The sequence below is a fragment of the Lentibacter sp. genome, from assembly GCF_029254145.1.
Lineage (GTDB): Bacteria > Pseudomonadota > Alphaproteobacteria > Rhodobacterales > Rhodobacteraceae > Lentibacter.
Map to the genome: position 1 here is coordinate 1 of NZ_JAQWYD010000008.1, position 18,013 is coordinate 18,013.

The window sequence follows — 18,013 nt, forward strand, 5'->3', positions numbered from 1 at the left end:
AACTGAGTGTAGGTTAACGAGGCTGAGCGTGTGGAGAAAGCGCTTAAGGGCCCTATTAAATTGAATGACACCTAGAAATCTTTAGTAGATAAATATGAGAGCAGCTGACTTCTAATCAGTAGGTCGATGGTTCGAACCCATCACGGCTCACCACTTTATTTCGATAAAGTAACGACTTAGGCGCCTTCGGGCGCCTTTGTTGTTTCTAGCGGAAAGTTATAAACATCGGATAAGAGGTTTGGGCGTCCGAATCTAACAGGTGTGGTGAGTTGTGGGGCTGTCAGCAGAAGGCCGCTGCTCAAGCACCATCACCTGATCAACTGTATTTGATATACGGCCCAGCGATTGCTTGGGCGCCCGACATGTCCGTGGATATCATTTGATTTGAGATTTTATCTCTGTGGTTTGCTCGAAGCGAGGCCGCTCATTAACGTTAATTTTTTATTAACTTGTGTGGCTCCGTCATTTAGGTCTAAAATTTATATTTAAATTGGGCCGGATTTAAAATTGGGCCGTTCTAAAGTTGAGATTGATTACATGACAGCGCGAGTTTTTAGATGTGGCAATTGTAAGCACAGAGTTCGCTTCGGAGAAGAAACCTGCAGCCGTTGCAAAAAGAAAGTGACCGTTCTCAACGGACTGCCGTTCTATATTTTTATATTCTCAGCTCTGTGTGTCCTGCTTCTATTTCTGTAGCGGCAATATCCGCAGGCGAGACAGGCTCGCTAAAGGCGGCATCGGCTGCCCTCTAGCTTTAGCATTCCCACGCGCGTTTTAAGGACGTGACTTTGCACTATATGGGAGTCTCTATTTTGCACTTGATCAGGGTGTCAGAAGGCCATGTCTTGAAGTTAACTATCGTCATATGATCTGCTGAGATCTTTAAGCCCACTATTTGCAGCAGCCATTTTTGAGATGGAACTGCAAAGTATGTCTAGTTGCGTGCGTAGACGTCTTCGTAGCGGATGATGTCATCTTCGCCCAAGTAGGCGCCTGTTTGAACTTCGATTAGGACCATTGGTACTTTGCCTGGGTTTTCCATCCGGTGCTTTGCTCCGAGCGGGACGTAGATCGACTCGTTTTCAGTGACGAGTTTGACTTCCTCATTCACAGTCACTTTTGCTGTTCCGGCCACAACGATCCAGTGTTCTGAACGATGATTGTGGCTTTGCAGGCTCAACGTGTCTTGGGAAACGCACGGTGCGCAAACGATCCCTGAGAGTGGGGTTGAGGTTGTGCTGAACAAGGGGATTGAGATCGGTGTTGGGCATGAAGGGACCAAAATGCTGCGTGGGAGTGGCTGGAAGGTTCCCTCACGAGATCATTGTTGGGCGGGGCCGCAGGATGCATTTTTGTCGTTCCGCCTTCCGCCGCATGCGGCACCTGATCTGACGGCTAAAATTATCGTCAGCGGCATGGCGACCAAAGATCACCCTGTGCTTCTGCAAATCCACAGTGAAGGCCAGATTTTGGGGGAAACTGTCTTGGAGACATCGGGACTCGTTGTTCTCAATATTCCCTTGAAGCCCTCCTCAAGTAACCGAGCGCACGGTCCCATTCAGTGTGCTTGCCTGTTTCTTGATGATCCGTCGCGATTTTGGCGGTTCTTGGCTCAGTTTCCTCGTGTGTGGCCGTCTTTCTGATATCGGCCCCCTTGAGGGATTGATCTCATCTTTGGGCCCCTATCTAGTGCTTTCGCTAAGCTGGGAAGCTCGGTAGACAGTCAGTATGACACATGTGAAGCAAACTCTTTGGACGCCCAGTATGCACCTCTCAGGATTTGTGCTTTTGATTGCGTGTGCCAATCTTGCCCTGTTTCAAAAGCCGCTCTTGGCCTTTGTGTTTTCGGTGTCCAGTTTCCCTGATGCCACGGGGTGGCTGCAGCTTGCTTCTGTTCAAATTGTTCAGCTCTGTCTCTTTATGGGCGTGCTGTTTTTGGTGTCAGCCTTGTCGCTCAGGGTGATGAAGCTCTTGGTGGTGCTTTTGTTCGTCGTGAACGCCGCCGCGCTCTATTTTATGCTTTCCTATAGTATCGAAATTGACCGCTCGATGATTGCCAATGTGCTCAATACAGATACGGGCGAAGCCTCTGGTCTCTGGCACTGGTCGATCTTGCCTTATCTGGCTGGTTTTGGCGCTCTGCCCGCACTTTTTGTCTGGCGCGTTGTTCTCAGTGCGCCAAAGCGGTCTTTGCGGTTGTTTGCGGGAGTGGCGAGCTTTGGGCTGCTCATCGCGTGGCTTTTTGCGACGTCAACAACCTGGCTTTGGTTTGATCAGCATGCCTCGCGCATGGGCAGTAAAGTCTTGCCTTGGTCCTATGTGATCAACACCGCGCGCTACTATAATAAGCGCTATCTGGACGAGCGCGAGCCTATACTCTCGCCGCCTGCTACATTCGCTGTGGAACGGCCAGACAAGAAGCAAGTCGTGGTTCTGGTGATAGGGGAAGCGGCGCGCGCAGAGAACTTTGGGCTCTATGGCTATGGTCGAGAGACCAACACTTTCACAAAAGAGACCTCGCTCTTTGCTCTGCCTTTGGGGCAGTCCTGCGCCACAAATACGATTGGCTCGACCGCCTGTATCCTCACCCACGAAGGCAGCAAGGCCTCCTCGCACACGCTGGCCGAGCCGCTGCCAAGCTATTTGACGCGACAAGGGATCGAAACGATTTACCGAAGCAATAACTCTGGTCCGCCGCCAGTGAAAACCACTGTGCAAGAGCGCGCAGGAGAGATCAGCTTGGAGTGCACAGAAGAAGACTGTCCCAAGGGTGATGCTGCCCTCAATTGGAGGCTGGCGGAGCGGATTGAACAGTCAAAAGCGCAGCGCATTTTTGTGACCCTGCATCAAACAGGAAGTCACGGACCTGCATATTTCAGTAAATATCCCCAAGATTTCGCGCGCTTTACGCCAGAGTGCAAAACGGTTCAGGTGGCCAAGTGCACACATGAAGAGCTGGTCAACGCATATGACAATTCGATCCTTTATACCGATTACTTGCTAGCCGATCTGATTAAGCAGCTGGAAAGCCTCGATGCAGAAACGGTGCTGATCTATGTTTCGGATCATGGTCAGTCGCTTGGCGAGGGGGGCTATTATCTTCACGGTTTGCCCAACAGTGTCGCCCCCAAAGAGCAACGTGATGTGCCGTTTCTTGTCTGGATGTCAGACAGTTTTGCCAGCAGTCGTGGTCTGACGGCAGCGAGCGTCCTGCCGCCTCAAAGCTTTCCCCATGATTTCCCGTTTCACAGCGTGATGGGCGCGTTCGGGATGACAAGCGATATCTACAAGCCCGAGTTTGACATCTTTCATCTGACGCCCTGACGCAAACCAAAGGTTTGTAAGGTTGTCATAAGGTTTGCTTGCCAAACGCCGTGGCATGGATACGATCTCAAACCTTGCTTTGCCTTGGCGCAATTTGCGCCGCCATGGCCTTGCCTACGGGCTAACTGGCCTCTTGATTGGCGCGGCAATGTTTTATCCTTCGGACCTAACAAGAGACTATTCGATTTGTCGTTCTGAACATTATTCAACCGTTGTTCAGGGCACAGAAAAGTATCTGCGCCACGTCAATACTATTCTGCCCATCGCGACCATTGTGGTGCTGCGCGATTGGAGGGGCGCGGGCCAGTTGGCAGGCGTTGTCGTTGCAGGCATAGCTGCCTCGCACGGGCCAAAGCGGCTGCTCAACGATGTCACTGTTATGGGCACAAGGCTGGGTCAGCGCCCGAGCGGCCCTCAGTCGCGGCACAATATGCCGTCTGGGCACTCTACTCTCGCCAGCGCTGGGGGCTTCTTTATGGCCCGCCGCTTCAGTTTGTGGTTTTTGTTGTTCTGCCTGCCGGTAACAGGGCTCACGATGTATGCCCGCGTGATGCTCGAAGCGCATACGGTGTCGGCGGTTTTTGCGGGCGGAATGATTGGTGCGTTGGTTGCCTTGCTCTTCACGGCGAAGCGCAAGCGAAAGCGCAGTTAGGGCAGTGTGATCCGCGCAACAAAGCCGCGTGTTTGGCCCATAATTGGCGAGAAGATCTCCAAGTCACAGCCGGTTTGTTCGCAAAGTGCCTGAACGATGGAAAGCCCAAGGCCATACCCATCTGCAAGATTGGATTTGCGCCCAAAGCGTTGTTTGATGTCTTGAATTTCTGTCTCCGTCAATGCGTCGCAATCGTTGGAAACCGTGATCACGCCCGCTTGGCTGGCATCGATCACTATGCCTTGTGGTCCGTCGCTGTACTTCAGCGCATTGTCAAAAAGATTGTTGATGATAATTCCGAAAGCATCGGTGTTGATATGGCTCATATAGACGCCTTCAGGCGGCAGGATGCTTAGGCTTAGCGCTTTTGGTTTGCGCTCGCTCAGTTCGCTGAGAAGCAAGCGCAACACCGTGTTGAGATCATCGGCTTCGGCGTCTGTTCCAAGGCCTGACTGTGCGCACGACAGCTGTAGCAGCCGCTCGATCAGCCGCGCCAGCCGTTTAAGGCCCTGCTCCACTGCGGCGGCCTTTGCAGCGTCGGCTTCCGTTGCGGCTGTGGCCTTGAGCCGTTGTGCCTGCGCAAGACAGATTGCAACGGGCGTGCGCAATTCATGTGCCGCCACCGTTGCAAAATCGCGCTCTGCATTTATCGCTGCATCGAGCCGCGCCATCAGCTCATCGAGGGTATCAATTGCGGGTTCAAACTCTGCAAAAGAGAAAGCGCGATCAATCGGGCTCAGATTATGCTCACTCTTGGCGGCGATGTCTTCGCTCAGACCGTCAATCTTGCGCGCAGCACCCTGTAACGCGCGTGAGGCAGCGTAGGCCATGGTGAGTACCAATGCGGCAAAACTGAGCATGATACCTGCCAAAATATCCCGCATCGCTTCGTTGCGTTCCACGAGCGGTTCACCAACAACGATGCGCCGCTTAGGCGTATCTTCTGCGCTCAAGACCCGAAATCTATAGTCATGCTCGGTAAAGAAGCCCTCGGGCTGTTCGCGTGGCATCATGTCGGGTGTGGCAAGGCCCGAGCGCTGTAAGATGTGGCCTTCGCTATCGATATACCAAAAGAGGGTGCGCTCCTCAGGATCGAGAATGCGGGCCTCAAAGGCCAAAAGGTCTGACACTTCAGGTAACCCGAGGATGCCTTTGTCTTGCATTGTGAGATTCTCAAGTAGCAAGTGGGCTTTGTTGTTGAGCCCGATATCGAGCATCTCGTCATATTCCAGCCGCACAGTCCAAAAAGACAGGACTAGTCCGGCAGCAATTGCGATAAGGCTTGGCCAGAGCAGGGAGCGAAGAAGCGCTCTAAGAAGACTGGGTGGGCGGCTGTTCATACTTCAAGTCGATATCCTAAGCCACGGTGTGTGACTATCAGTTCTTTTCCAAGCTTGCCGCGTAAGCGGCTGATATGGGCTTCGATCGCGTTGCTTTCCACTTCATCACCAAACGCATAAAGCGCCTGTTCAAGCGTGTATTTTGGGACAATCTTGGTGCGCCTTAGAAGTAGGCATTCAAAAACGCCCCATTCTTTGGCGGTGAGCTTCACGGGCGCTCCTGCACGCGCGACGCTATGTTCAGCCATATTGACTTCAATATCTGCCAAAGAAACGATTTCGGCTGCTCGCTCGCTGCTGCGGCGGCAGACCGTGTTGATCCGTGCGGTCAGTTCACTCAGATCATAGGGTTTGATCACATAGTCATCGGCCCCTTGGTTTAGGCCTTTTATGCGGTCAGAGACTTTGTCACGTGCCGTTAGGATAATGATTGGTGTGCGCAGATTACGTGTTCGCAGGGTCTTGAGCAGGTCTAACCCGTCACCATCTGGGAGCTGAAGATCCAGCAAAATCACATCATACGGGACACCAAACGCAGCTGCGTCGCCGTCGGACAGAGTTTCAAACCAGTCAACAACATTCTGATCGGCCTTGAGATGTTCGATCACCGGCGCGGCGAGGTCTTTCTCATCTTCGATCAGGAGGATGCGCATGATTTAGCTTTCGTTGGCCATTTGGCGCTTTTGAGCGCGGTAAGAGAAGGGCAACGTGATGAGATAAAGCAGGTTGATCGCCATAAGCGTCGGCCAAGGATACGACATCAGACAGACGACCATCACAACAGCGCCCACAATCGAAATAGCAAGGTGCTTGCGTTTGATGGAGGCATGTTTGACGGAATAGGTCGGTATCGTGCTCACCGCGAGAAAACCGACCCCAATGATGTAAAGTGTGCGCACCAGCGGATAGTCCAAGTGCTTCCATCCCGAGAGGTGAATAAAGATTGGCATAAGCGCGAGGCAGGCCAGCGCAGGAGCTGGCACGCCAACAAAGAAGTTGTCCTTGGCGAGCGCCACGGTTGTGTCCTTCATCGACAGGTTAAACCGCGCGAGCCGCAGTGCACAGCAAACCGCAAGCACAAGGGCAGCCAGCCAGCCGAGATTGGCCGCAGGCGTACCGATATAAAGCGTGTTGTAGAGCAAAAAGCCTGGTGCGATCCCGAAGTTGAAGAAGTCGGCAAGCGTGTCAAGCTCGGCGCCGAAGGGGCTTGCGGTATCAAGGAAGCGTGCGAGTTTGCCGTCCGCTGCGTCAAGGAACACGGCGATCAGGATAAACGCCAACGCCGTTTCCAGATGCCCCTCAAGGCTCATACGTACCGATGTCAGCCCCGCGCAGAGCGCGAAGACTGTGACGATACTGGGCACAACATGGCGCAGTTTGATGGTACGTTCGGAGCTCATCGGCTGACAGCTTTCACATCGGGTTGCGGGTTTGAGAGATCGGCCAGAATGGTTTCGCCAGCCACGGCTGTTGTGCCGAGCGGCACAAGCGGCTGAACGCCGACGGGAAGAAACACATCAAGACGGCTGCCAAAACGAATAAGGCCAAAGCGCTCACCTGCGGCGCGCTCGTCACCCTCTTTGACAAAACAGACGATCCGCCGCGCCACGAGGCCAGCAATCTGGATCACACCAATTTTGGCGCCTGCCGGGGTTTCAATGGTCAGGCAGTTGCGCTCGTTAAATTCGCTTGCCTTGTCCAGTGAGGCATTGAGAAACTTGCCGTGATGATACGTAATCTGTGTCACTTTGCCCGCGATAGGCGCGCGGTTCACATGGCAGTTGAAAACATTCATAAAGACCGAAACCCGCGTGACTGGCTCTTGGCCAAGCCCAAGTTCTGCAGGTGGCACGACCTCTTCGATCAGTGAGACAACCCCATCAGCTGGCGATAGTACGAGCGCGTCATTCTGTGGGATCATCCGTACCGGATCGCGGAAGAAGTAATAGCACCAGACGGTAGCGCCACATCCAAGCCAGAAGAGCGGCTCCCAGAGAAAGCTCAGCGCCACAGTTATGGCGGCGAAAATGGCCACGAACTTGCGGCCTTCCTTGTGCATGGGCACGGCGACGATTTTGAGCATATTCATGAGCGTTCTTTCTGGTCGTTAAAAGAGGGTTGCGCAGCACTTAGCCGCTTTGAGCGGCTGCGCAAAGCTCTCAAATCAACTTTGCTCCTTGTTTGCAGCACATGGCGCAAAGAGATCGAGGGCTTCGTCATAGACTTGCGTCTCGATATCAAGCATCCCTAGGGCCGAGTGAAACAGGTTGTCATGGCTCAGGGGAGACGTGCGGCTCTCGTCGAGACAGCCTGTATTATGGCCAAACTGCGCAGCAAAACTGTCAGACATCCACAAGATCATCGGGACATGAGTTTGTTCTTTGGGCGCTAGAAAATAGGGTGCTCCGTGCAGATAAAGCCCACCTTCCCCAAGGGATTCGCCATGATCCGAAATATAGAGCATTGCCGTGCTAAGGCTTTCCTGAGCTTGCAAAAAGTTGATCGTTTCTGCCAGCGTCTTGTCCGTATAGGCAATGGTATTGTCATAGGCATTCAAGACCTCTTCGGGCGAACAACTTTTGAGTTCTGGCGTCTGGCAGGCGGGTGCAAATTTTTCGGCCTCGGGCGGATAGCGCATAAAATACGATGGCCCGTGGCTGCCGATCTGGTGCAATACCAGGACAGTGTCTTCTGTGATATTGTCAGCATAGGCGCGCAACGCTGGTAGAAAAGCGCCATCGTCGCATTCGCCTTCACGGCAGTGTTCGCCTTCGTTGCTCGCAAAATTACGGGCCTCAATACGGTCTGCTAGGCCCTTATGGCCTGTGTTGTTGTCCCACCATTCCACGTGTAGACCTGCATAAGCGAGCACATCCAGAAGGTTTTGCTGGGCTTTGCCTTTTTCAAACGAGTAGTCCTTACGCGGCAATTTTGAGAACATGCAGGGCAAGGAAACGGCCGTAGATGTGCCACAGCTGCTGACCTCCTCAAAGTTCACGATTGGCAGTTTTGCCAGCTCGGGGGTCGTGTCGCGCTTGTAGCCGTTGAGTCCAAAGTTCTGTGCGCGCGCCGTTTCGCCCACGACAAGCAGGGTGAGCACTGGCTTGGCCGCGCTGGCATAGCTGCCGCCTTTGATGGCGTCTTCTCCCAGGGGGGCGGCAACCACGTTGAGCGTCTTGCTCATCATGGCCGCATAGCGAAAGGTGCTCACAATCGGCGCGCCAGGTTGATAGCTCGCCAGAAAGTCTTTCCGCACACGCAGCACCGAAGCATATGTTTTGAAGTTGGTTGCAAGCAGCCCAAGCGTCAGCAAAAGGCAGATTGCGCCTGCCAGAAACGGTGTGCCCAAGGCGATGAGCTTGGGCTGTGGTTTGAGCCGAATGGCAAAAATAATGGCTGACGGCAAAAGCCCGTAGAGTGCGACATGAAGCAAAAAGCCCATGGTGATGAGGTGCTTTGACTCGGTCACTGTGGTGACCATTACATTCTGGATCATCTCACGGTCGATGAACGCGCCGAGCGTGTCCATATAGTAGCCTGTCACGCTGCTCAAAATCAGAATGAAGATGCTGAACGGCTTGACGAAGACTGGCAGCGCAAAAGGCGAAAACACCGCAACTGTCAGACAGTAGAGCGCAGCCACCATGCCCGCAAAAGCGAAGGGGTGACCCGAAAAGACATCAGAACCGATGCGCCAGAAGGTGTTATTGTCCACGAGAAGTACAAATAAGACGACGCTCCCCAGCAGCGTTAAGGGGCGCAAGACAAGTTGCGCACGCAGGCGGCGCAAGCTTTGAGGAGTAGAAGGTTGGTCAGTCATGGCGGCAGGAATCCGTTTGGTTTCCTGCCCTCAATCAAGTGAAGCTTACGCGAACCTTACGAAGCTTACGCAAATCTTACGATGCGCTTTGTTCCGCCTCTTCAAAAACCTTGCGTGCAGCGCGGAAGCATTCAAGCCCCTGTGGGACGCCACAATAAATCGCGATCACATGTATAATGGCGCGGATCTCTTCGCGGCTCACACCGTTGTTGAGTGCGCCTTTACAGTGAAGTTCCCACTCGTGCATCTTGCCCAAAGCGCCGATCATGGAAAGGTTCATCATCGAGCGCGTCTTTGCATCAATGACATCATCGCCCCAGCCAAAGCCCCAGCACCAAGCCGTCATCGCTTCCTGGAACGGACGGGTGAAGTCGTCGGATGCCGCGAGATTTTTCTCCACATAGTCTGCGCCCAATGTGGCCTTGCGTTGCTCCAGACCTTTCAAAAACAAGTCTTCATCAAAACTGCTCATGCTGTCTCAAGTCCTTCTACAATCACGATTTGCGCCTCACATGCGCCTTTACGCTTTGCTCGCGCGGCGCTGTATTCTGGCGAGTTATAGCACTCTAGTGCCGCCGCGTAGTTGTCAAATCGAATGACGACATGGCGCTCAAAGGGAGCACCCTCAAGTGCCTCTGCTTTTCCGCCACGGGCGAGAAACACGGCGCCATATTTGGCAAACGCTTCAGGAGCGACGGCCTGGTAGCCCTTATAAGCCTCATGGTCCGTGACGGTCACATGCGCGATCCAGTACGCTTCAGTCATTATGCGTCTCCTTTGCCAGAACGGCCTGCGCGATCTTGGCCGCTTCCTTGATATGGGCTTTTACGGCTTCGCGTGCGCCGCGTGCATCCTCGCTCAGGACAGCGTCAGCGATTGCTGTCATATGAGCCAAGCCCGAGGTGGAGCGGTCTTTGGCTGAGAGCGTGAGCGCGCGCAAACGGCTGATCCGCCCGTTGAGCCGCTGTACCACTTCCCAAGCGATGCTATGCCCCGCTTGCGCAAAAATAAGTTCATAAAACGCGGTTGTTGCGACAAAGATCGCGCTCCACTCCTGGCCTTTCATAGCAATGCCAAGCTCTGCCAAAGCCGCGCGCAGGGCAGCGTCAAACGCAGGCGAAGTTGCCTTTGCTGCGGCCTCCGCTGCCGCGCTCTCAAGCTGACGGCGAATATCATAAATCTGCTTGGCTTGGCTCCAGTTGAGCGACGCGACGATCGGCCCTTTGTGTGGGATCGTTTCGACAAGCCCCTCAGCCTCAAGGTAGCGGATCGTCTCGCGGACGACCGTACGGCTGACGCCGAGCTGCTCGCAAAGGGGCCGCTCAACCAGCCGCTCACCAGGCGCAAAATGCCCCGCCATGATTGCGTCACGCATCTTAGCCTGCACAATGTCGCGCAGGGTTTGAGGCACAGCTTCAATCCGTTCGAGTTTCACGCGGTCCTGACCCATGGCCTATTTAGCCTCACAGTGGAATTGACAATTTGTATGATGGTATACCATATTGCAGAAAGACTCACCACAGCAAAAGGAACATGCCTGTGCCTGCAGAGATCAGAAAAACGCTTTTGCATATTGAAAACACGCTTATAGAAGGCGGCAAAGTGGCTGCGACGCCGCTCAAGCTCATCGCTGCAATGGCTGTTATTAAAAATCCTTGGGCGGGGCAGGGTTTTGTCGAGGATCTTTCCCCTGCCATTCGTGACTGCGCGCCAGGGCTCGGCCAGATTTTGACTGATATGATTCTTGATGCGGCTGGCAGCGGCGAGCGTGTTGAGGGCTATGGAAAATCTGCGATCGTCGGTCTTGATGGTGAGGTCGAGCATGCCTCCGCACTGATCCACACGTTGCACTTTGGCAATATCTTCCGAGAGGCCGTCGGCGCAAAATCCTACCTGTCATTTTGTAACACCCGCGGCCCAGCCAATGCGCCGCTTATGATTCCGCTGATGGATAAAAATGATGGCGGCCGTCGTTCGCACTATCTCACGATCCAGACATCAATTGCAGATGCCCCCGCGGCCGATGAAATTGTCATCGCGCTTGGCGCATCGATCGGGGGAAGGCCTCATCACCGCATTGGTGACCGTTATCAAGACCTTAAGGAGCTCGGCCATGACGCTGACAACCCTGCGGCTGTCTAGGTCGGGCGCTCAGGTTGCGTTTCACTCCGTCGGGCGTGGTGCGCCTTTGGTGCTCATTCATGGGGTTGGGCTTCAGTCTGCCGCATGGGGCCCGCAAGTCGAAACACTGAGCGAGCACAATCATGTCGTCGCACTTGATATGCCTGGTCATGGCGGGAGTGACCCATTGCCAAAGGGCAGCGCTCTTGAAGACTTTGTCGTGTGGGCCGCAGAAGCTTTGGAGGCCCTTGCACTTGGCCCGGTCAATCTTGCGGGGCATTCGATGGGCGCGCTGATTACAGGGGGAGTAGCGGTTGAATATCCCGATCTTGTGAGCCGTGTCGCACTGCTCAATCCTGTCTTTCGCCGGGGCCCAGAGGCCCGCGCCGCCGTTGAGGCGCGCGCTGCCGAGATTAGCCGTGGCGAACTCGATAGTGCCGCCCCGCTGGACCGCTGGTTTACGAGAGCGGCAAGCGAGCGCGCAGCACGTGAGGCAACGGCAGGCTGGCTTCGCGCTGTTTCGCCAGAGGGCTACGCCACTGCCTATACCGCCTTTGCAATAGGTGATGAAACCTATGCCAATCGCATCGGCGACATCCAAGCGCCGCTGCTCGCCCTGACTGGCAGCGGCGATGGCAACTCGACCCCTGCCATGGCCCGTGCCATTGCCGAGGCGGCCCAAAACGGGACGACAAAAATAATCGAAGGACACCGCCATATGGCCCATCTCACAGCGCCTAATCTGGTCAATCATGCTTTGGCGAACTGGCTCTTTCAGCCTTTCCCCCGCGAGGTCGCCTCATGAGCGGCTTTGATCTGCGCGCTTTGCGCTCCGCTTTTGGCGCCTTCACCACGGGCGTCACGGTTGTCACCAGCCATGATGCAACAGGCGCACCTATTGGCTTTACGGCCAATTCCTTTACCTCTGTTTCGCTTGATCCGCCTCTTGTGCTGGTCTGCATCGCCAATAGCTCAAGCAACTACGAAAATATGACCAAGGCCACAGGTTTCGCAGTCAACATTCTGGCCGAAACGCAGGTTGATGTGTCCAACACATTCGCCCGTCCTGTTGATGACCGCTTCGCAAGCGTAACTTGGCAAAATGGTCCGCATGGCGCACCGGTGTTTGAGGGCGTCTCGGCGTGGTTTGACTGCTCCATGCACCAGATCGTCGAGGCGGGTGACCATGCGGTCCTGATTGGTCGTGTGGAGGCGTTTGATAGTTCAGCAACAGCTGGCCTCGGCTATGCGCGCGGTGCTTATGTAACGCCCTCCACAGCCGCCGAAGCGCTTGAGCCACACATCGGCCTCACTGTGTCAGCACTTATCGAGCGAGACGGGCAGGTGCTTCTGGTCGAAAATGGCGAGGGCGGATTGGCGCTCCCCGAAAGCACTGTAAAAGAACACGGTGCGTCTGAGACGCTGCAAAAGCTCCTCGCCACCACAGGTCTCACGGCGGAGCCGGGATTTGTGTATTCGGTCTTTGAAGACGATGCCGCAAAACGCCAACACATCGCGTTTCTCTGTCAGACCGAAGAGGGCGCGCCTACTCTGGGGCGCTTTGTCCCCCTGACCGAAGAGGCGCTCGCCTCTGTCACCGACGGTGTCATGCGCACCATGCTCACGCGCTTTGCCGCCGAGAACAAGCTTGGCAACTACGGCGTCTATTTTGGCAATCAAACCAGCGGCAAAATCCGCCCCGTTTCTTACGAAAGGTAAGCCTCATGCGGTTTTCTCTCTTTGTGCATATGGAGCGCGTCAGTCCCGATCAGGACCAGCGCCAGCTTTATCAAGATTTTCTGACGCTGGCGAAGATGGCTGATGAGGGCGGCATGCATGCGGTCTGGACTGGCGAGCATCATGGGATGGATTTCACAATCGCGCCCAACCCGTTCCTGAGCCTGATCGATGTTGCGCGCCAGACAAAAAATGTTCGCCTCGGCACAGGGACAATCATCGCCCCTTTCTGGCATCCAATCGCCCTTGCAGGCGAAGCCGCGATGGCGGATCTGATCACGGAGGGCCGCATTGATCTTGGTATCGCGCGCGGCGCGTATAATTACGAATACGAACGCATCATGCCCGGGATGGACGCTTGGGAAGCAGGCCAGCGCATGCGCGCTCTTGTTCCTGCAATCAAAGCACTCTGGGACGGAGATTATGCCCAGGAGGGCGAGTTTCACAGCTTCCCGTCGACAACGTCTTCGCCCAAGCCTGTTCAGGAGGGCGGCCCGCCCGTTTGGATCGCGGCGCGTGACCCGAACAGTCACGAGTTCGCCGTCTCGCAAGGCTGTCATGTGCAAGTGACACCGCTCTGGCAGGGCGATGAAGAAGTGACCAAACTGATGGAAACGTTCAATGCCGCTTGCGCCAAATTTCCTGACATTCCGCGCCCCGAGATTATGCTGTTGAACCATACTTACATCGCCGAAAGCGCCGAAGACGCGCGCCAAGCTGCAGAAGAAATCAACCGCTTCTATTGCTACTTCGGCGCATGGTTTAAAAACGAGCGCCCCGTCAGCCAAGGGCTGATTGCGCCGCTCTCGGACGCAGAAATCGCATCACACCCGTTTTATACACCAGAGGCTATGCTGCGTGACAATGTGATCGCCACAGCTGATGATGCTATCGCACGGATCAAAACATATCAGGACATGGGCTATGACGAATATTCGCTCTGGATTGACTCAGGAATGAGCTTTGAGCGCAAACGCGCCAGCCTTGAGCGCTTCATAAACGATGTCATGCCTGCCTTCGCCTAGGGAGATAAAATGCAAGAGTTTGAGCAATATATCGGTGGCGACTTCTCCAAAGCGAGCGCCAAGTTTGAGAGCCTCGATCCTGCCACAGGCACAGCTTGGGCGCTTATGCCTGAGGCCCGTGAGGCCGATGTAAACGCAGCGGTTGAGGCGGCGCACGCGGCGTTTCTTGCTCCTGAATGGGCTAACATGACGGCCACAGCGCGCGGTAAGCTGCTCTATCGTCTGGCCGATCTTGTGGCCGAAAACGCTAGCGAGCTGGCCCGCCTGGAGACGCGCGATACGGGCAAGATCATCCGCGAAACCTCGGCCCAGATTGCCTATGTCGCCGAATATTACCGCTATTACGCTGGCCTTGCCGACAAGATCGAAGGCGCGCATCTGCCGATCGATAAGCCCGACATGGAAGTCTGGCTGAGGCGGGAGCCTGTTGGCGTGGTTGCGGCTATAGTTCCTTGGAATTCGCAGCTCTTCCTTGCGGCAGTCAAGCTTGGCCCCGCTTTGGCGGCAGGGTGCACAGTGGTTCTCAAAGCGTCTGAGGAAGGCCCTGCGCCCTTGCTTGCTTTTGCGCGGTTGGTGCAGGAAGCGGGCTTTCCAGCAGGCGTGGTCAATGTGCTCACAGGCTTTGGTCCGCGCTGCGGGGCGGTCCTGACCAGCCATCCGAAAGTGGCGCATATTGCTTTCACAGGCGGCCCCGATACAGCCCGCCATATCGTGCGCGGCTCGGCTGAAAATCTCGCCTCCACTTCGCTCGAGCTGGGTGGCAAGTCGCCCTTTATTGTCTTTGAGGATGCTGATCTGGAGAGCGCAGCCAACGCGCAAGTTTCTGGTATTTTCGCCGCGTCTGGACAGAGCTGCGTCGCGGGCTCGCGGCTTGTTGTGGCCGCAAGCGTCAAAGAGGCGTTCCTTACGAAGCTAAAGGCCAAGGCCGAGGCTGTCATCATCGGCGCACCCGATGATATGGCCACAGAAGTTGGCCCTCTTTGTACAGCTGCCCAAGTTGCGCGCGCTGAAGATATTATCGCCCGTTCTCTCGCGGCAGGCGCGACGCTCATAACAGGCGGCACGCGCTTGGAAGGGGCAGGGCACTACTTCCTGCCCACCATTCTTGATTGTTCCGCCGCGCCAGATGCGCCTTGCCTGACCGAAGAGTTCTTCGGTCCCGTTCTGTCTGCCGTCAGCTTTGAGTCCGAGGCCGAAGCGCTCGATATCGCCAATGATACAGCGTTTGGCCTTGCCTCTGGCGTCTTTACAAACAGCCTCACGCGCGCCCATCGGATGATCCGTGGCATTCGGGCAGGTATTGTCTGGGTCAACACTTACCGCGCCGTTAGCCCCATCGCGCCTTTTGGTGGCCACGGCCTCAGCGGGCATGGACGCGAGGGCGGACTTGCAGCGGCGCTGGATTATACGCGGACAAAAGCGGTCTGGCTTCGGACATCGGACGAGCCGATTCCCGACCCTTTCGTGATGCGCTGAACTCTCGCTGCGCCAAAGGTTGATCCCCGCTCGCTTTGGCCTACATTGGCAAGGCCCAATGAGGACGCGCGCATCATGACCAAACTCCCCGATTTTGCCTTTGACAATAGCTATCACCGCGAGCTGTCTGGCGCCTATGCTCAGTGGCAGGGCGATAAAGTTCCCGCGCCGCAAATGCTTAAGCTCAATGTGGCGCTGGCCGAAGAGCTTGGCCTTGATGCAGATGCGCTCGCAGGTGAAGCGGGCGCGCTTGTGTTCACAGGCATGCGTGCGCCCACAGGCGCGGCTCCCTTGGCCATGGCCTATGCAGGCCACCAGTTTGGCGGCTTCTCGCCCCAGCTCGGAGATGGCCGTGCGCTGCTACTGGGCGAGCTGATCGACCGTTTTGGAAACCGTCGTGATCTTCACCTCAAGGGGTCGGGCCGCACGCCCTTTTCCCGTGGTGGCGATGGCAAGGCCGCGCTCGGTCCCGTCCTGCGCGAATACCTCATCGGTGAGGCCATGCATGCCCTAGGCGTCCCCACAACCCGCGCCTTGGCCGCAGTCACAACGGGGGAGAAAATCCATCGTGAAACAGGCGCCAAGGACGGTGCGGTGTTGGCGCGCGTTGCAAGCTCTCACCTGAGGGTCGGCAGCTTTCAGTTTTTTGCGGCACGCGGCGACACTGAGATGCTGCAAAAGCTCGCGGATTACGCCATAGCGCGCCATGATCCCGATCTTGTGGGGCGCGAAGGCCGCTACCTCAGCTTCCTGAGGCGCGTTGCCGAGCGGCAGGCGAGCCTTGTCGCGCAATGGGTCAATATCGGCTTTGTGCACGGCGTGATGAACACCGACAACATGACCATTTCTGGCGAAACGATTGACTATGGCCCCTGTGCCTTCCTCGACAGCTACAGCCCGAAGGCGAGCTTCTCTTCCATTGACCAACAAGGCCGCTACGCTTACGGGAATCAGCCCAACATGGCCGCATGGAACCTCGCCCGCCTTGCCGAATGCCTCCTTGGCCTGATCAACGCAGATGATGACAAGGCCATCGCAGAGGCGACGGCGGTGATCAATAATTTCCCCACGCTTTATCAAGCTGCATGGCTAGCGGGTGTGCGCCAAAAGCTTGGCCTCTCGCAGGAAAAAGAAGGCGATCTCGCGCTCGCAAACGGTTTTCTGATGACAATGCAGGGCCAGAATGTCGACTATACGCAAGCCTTCCGCGCCCTCGCGGAGGTTGTTCTAGGCAACACATCTCCCCTGCGCGCTCTGTATGATGATCCGAGCAAAGAACTTGATGGCTGGCTCGCCGCCTATTCCGTACGGATCGGCGAAGAGGCCCAAACGCCTCAGGCCCGCGCCGCTGAGATGAACGCAACCAATCCGCTCTACACCCCGCGCAATCATAAAGTCGAAGGGGCGCTCCAAGCGGCAGAAGCGGGCGATATGGCTCCGTTTGAGACGCTCCTCAAAGTCCTGCAAACGCCTTTCACAGAGCAACCAAATGCCGAGAGCTACAGCCTAGCTGCTCCTGATAACTTTGGTCCCTATAAAACCTTCTGTGGAACCTAGGCTAGAAACGGACCCAGCTCTTTTTCTTTCTGGAAATATCCTAGGGGGTCTGGGGGACAAAGTCCCCCAGCGGGGCGCTTTGGCGAAGCCAAAGCGCAATCCCTAGACGCTTAAAACCTCTGCCAAGACACTCACCGCAAGTTTGCGCGCATCCCGCACCGAAGGCACAAGCCCGATAGGCCCGCGCAACTCTGCTATGGCGCCGTCAGAAACCCCGAGTCGCACGAGCTCCATTCGCCGCATCTCGGCCGCTCGCATGCTACCTTGGGCGCCCACATAAAACGCGTCTGTTGTCAAAGCCTCTGCCAAAATAGGGGGCTCCCATTCGTGATCATGGAAAAACAAAACAACGGCGCTGCGCCCGTCAATGCCGAGGCCTGCGGGACAATGCGCATGGGTCAAATGTCGGGTGGTGCAGCCTGCCGCAGCCACGGCGTCAAGTGTTTCGGCGTCAGGAGACAGAACAAGGTTTGGATAGCCTGCCGCCTGTACCAGCCCCGCAAATGTCGCTGTCTCTGGCCCTTTCCCAAAAATGAAAAAGCGAATTTCAGGGTCAATTGCGATGCTGAATACATCCCCCGTCCAGCCTGTCGCCCCTTGGGTCACAGCACATAAAGTTCCGCTGCGCTGGTCCACTTCCAAGACACAGGCCTGTCGCGCCACATGATGGCTCAGAAGCGTGTTCAGCACGGCGACATCAGGGTGTGGCAAAAGCATAATCTCAAGCCCGCCACCACAGGGAAGCACGATGTCTGCAAAAGGCGAGCCCTTCCCGTAGCGCACGGTATAAGGTGTACTCATGTCCAGCGCCTTGGCAGCATGAAGCGCAATATCGGCTTCGACACAGCCAGAGGAGAGCGTGCCGATGCGCCGTCCGTCTTCAAGAACGGCCATCATTGCGCCGAGCGGACGATAAGACGGGCCGTCAACATGGGTGATTACACAGAGCACACCCGCCCCA

18 protein-coding genes and 1 pseudogene are annotated in these 18,013 nt (G+C 55.8%); 9 read left to right on the forward strand and 10 right to left on the reverse strand.

What is annotated here, in order from left to right:
• Window positions 1–934 precede the first annotated feature (934 nt).
• Window positions 935–1,180 (reverse strand): annotated as a pseudogene (locus P8O11_RS00880) (cupin domain-containing protein); the annotation flags it as partial.
• A gap of 1 nt (window position 1,181) precedes the next feature.
• On the opposite strand from P8O11_RS00880, the gene P8O11_RS00885 reads away from it, so the two are divergent.
• The 3 genes from P8O11_RS00885 (at window position 1,182) to P8O11_RS00895 (ending at window position 3,976) form a co-directional block, all read left to right on the forward strand.
• Window positions 1,182–1,643, forward strand: a complete 462-nt coding sequence (locus P8O11_RS00885) for a hypothetical protein (protein ID WP_300290670.1) — start codon at window positions 1,182–1,184, stop codon at window positions 1,641–1,643.
• 85 nt (window positions 1,644–1,728) lie between these two features.
• Window positions 1,729–3,324: a sulfatase-like hydrolase/transferase gene (locus tag P8O11_RS00890; protein ID WP_300290672.1), complete on the forward strand. Its 1,596-nt coding sequence runs from the start codon at window positions 1,729–1,731 to the stop codon at window positions 3,322–3,324.
• Window positions 3,325–3,379: 55 nt separating this feature from the next.
• Window positions 3,380–3,976, forward strand: coding sequence for a phosphatase PAP2 family protein (locus P8O11_RS00895; RefSeq protein ID WP_300290674.1), 597 nt, complete (start codon window positions 3,380–3,382; stop codon window positions 3,974–3,976).
• Here the strand turns inward: P8O11_RS00895 and P8O11_RS00900 are convergent.
• From P8O11_RS00900 to P8O11_RS00935, 8 genes are all read right to left on the reverse strand, one after another.
• A complete protein-coding gene (locus tag P8O11_RS00900) occupies window positions 3,973–5,316 on the reverse strand; it encodes a HAMP domain-containing sensor histidine kinase (protein WP_300290676.1) in 1,344 nt (447 codons plus the stop codon). The genes P8O11_RS00895 and P8O11_RS00900 overlap by 4 nt on opposite strands.
• Window positions 5,313–5,969 (reverse strand): response regulator transcription factor, encoded by a 657-nt coding sequence (locus P8O11_RS00905; RefSeq protein ID WP_300290678.1) that lies wholly within the window; start codon window positions 5,967–5,969, stop codon window positions 5,313–5,315. The genes P8O11_RS00900 and P8O11_RS00905 overlap by 4 nt, the downstream gene beginning before the upstream one ends.
• Window positions 5,970–5,972: 3 nt before the next feature.
• The gene (locus P8O11_RS00910) at window positions 5,973–6,716 is read right to left on the reverse strand and encodes a phosphatidylcholine/phosphatidylserine synthase (protein WP_300290680.1); all 744 of its coding nucleotides are present in this window, start codon (window positions 6,714–6,716) and stop codon (window positions 5,973–5,975) included.
• Window positions 6,713–7,405, reverse strand: coding sequence for a phosphatidylserine decarboxylase (locus P8O11_RS00915; protein ID WP_300290683.1), 693 nt, complete (start codon window positions 7,403–7,405; stop codon window positions 6,713–6,715). Before P8O11_RS00915 ends, P8O11_RS00910 begins: the two co-directional genes overlap by 4 nt.
• 75 nt (window positions 7,406–7,480) lie before the next feature.
• Complete coding sequence (locus P8O11_RS00920; protein WP_300290685.1) at window positions 7,481–9,136, reverse strand: phosphoethanolamine transferase; 1,656 nt, start codon at window positions 9,134–9,136, stop codon at window positions 7,481–7,483.
• A gap of 76 nt (window positions 9,137–9,212) precedes the next feature.
• Window positions 9,213–9,608 (reverse strand): carboxymuconolactone decarboxylase family protein, encoded by a 396-nt coding sequence (locus P8O11_RS00925; protein WP_300290687.1) that lies wholly within the window; start codon window positions 9,606–9,608, stop codon window positions 9,213–9,215.
• Window positions 9,605–9,901, reverse strand: a complete 297-nt coding sequence (locus P8O11_RS00930) for a DUF1330 domain-containing protein (protein WP_300290688.1) — start codon at window positions 9,899–9,901, stop codon at window positions 9,605–9,607. Before P8O11_RS00930 ends, P8O11_RS00925 begins: the two co-directional genes overlap by 4 nt.
• On the reverse strand, window positions 9,894–10,586 hold the full coding sequence (locus P8O11_RS00935; RefSeq protein WP_089892945.1) for a GntR family transcriptional regulator: 693 nt from the start codon (window positions 10,584–10,586) through the stop codon (window positions 9,894–9,896). The genes P8O11_RS00930 and P8O11_RS00935 overlap by 8 nt, the downstream gene beginning before the upstream one ends.
• Before the next feature lie 89 nt (window positions 10,587–10,675).
• Here P8O11_RS00935 and P8O11_RS00940 point away from each other — a divergent pair, with 89 nt between their 5' ends.
• From P8O11_RS00940 to P8O11_RS00965, 6 genes are all read left to right on the forward strand, one after another.
• Window positions 10,676–11,278, forward strand: a complete 603-nt coding sequence (locus P8O11_RS00940; protein WP_273498898.1) for an amino acid synthesis family protein — start codon at window positions 10,676–10,678, stop codon at window positions 11,276–11,278.
• Window positions 11,250–12,062: an alpha/beta hydrolase gene (locus tag P8O11_RS00945; protein WP_300290694.1), complete on the forward strand. Its 813-nt coding sequence runs from the start codon at window positions 11,250–11,252 to the stop codon at window positions 12,060–12,062. The genes P8O11_RS00940 and P8O11_RS00945 overlap by 29 nt, the downstream gene beginning before the upstream one ends.
• Entirely contained in the window at window positions 12,059–12,976 is a 918-nt protein-coding gene (locus P8O11_RS00950) for a flavin reductase (RefSeq protein WP_300290696.1), read from the forward strand. The genes P8O11_RS00945 and P8O11_RS00950 overlap by 4 nt, the downstream gene beginning before the upstream one ends.
• A 5-nt stretch (window positions 12,977–12,981) precedes the next feature.
• Window positions 12,982–14,019, forward strand: a complete 1,038-nt coding sequence (locus P8O11_RS00955) for an LLM class flavin-dependent oxidoreductase (RefSeq protein ID WP_300290698.1) — start codon at window positions 12,982–12,984, stop codon at window positions 14,017–14,019.
• A gap of 9 nt (window positions 14,020–14,028) precedes the next feature.
• Window positions 14,029–15,495: an aldehyde dehydrogenase gene (locus P8O11_RS00960; protein ID WP_300290700.1), complete on the forward strand. Its 1,467-nt coding sequence runs from the start codon at window positions 14,029–14,031 to the stop codon at window positions 15,493–15,495.
• Window positions 15,496–15,570: 75 nt separating this feature from the next.
• Window positions 15,571–17,052, forward strand: coding sequence for a YdiU family protein (locus P8O11_RS00965; RefSeq protein ID WP_300290702.1), 1,482 nt, complete (start codon window positions 15,571–15,573; stop codon window positions 17,050–17,052).
• A 102-nt stretch (window positions 17,053–17,154) separates the two neighbouring features.
• On the opposite strand, the gene P8O11_RS00970 is transcribed toward P8O11_RS00965, so the two are convergent.
• On the reverse strand, window positions 17,155–18,013 hold an 859-nt coding region (locus tag P8O11_RS00970; RefSeq protein WP_300290705.1), incomplete at its 5' end, for an XdhC family protein.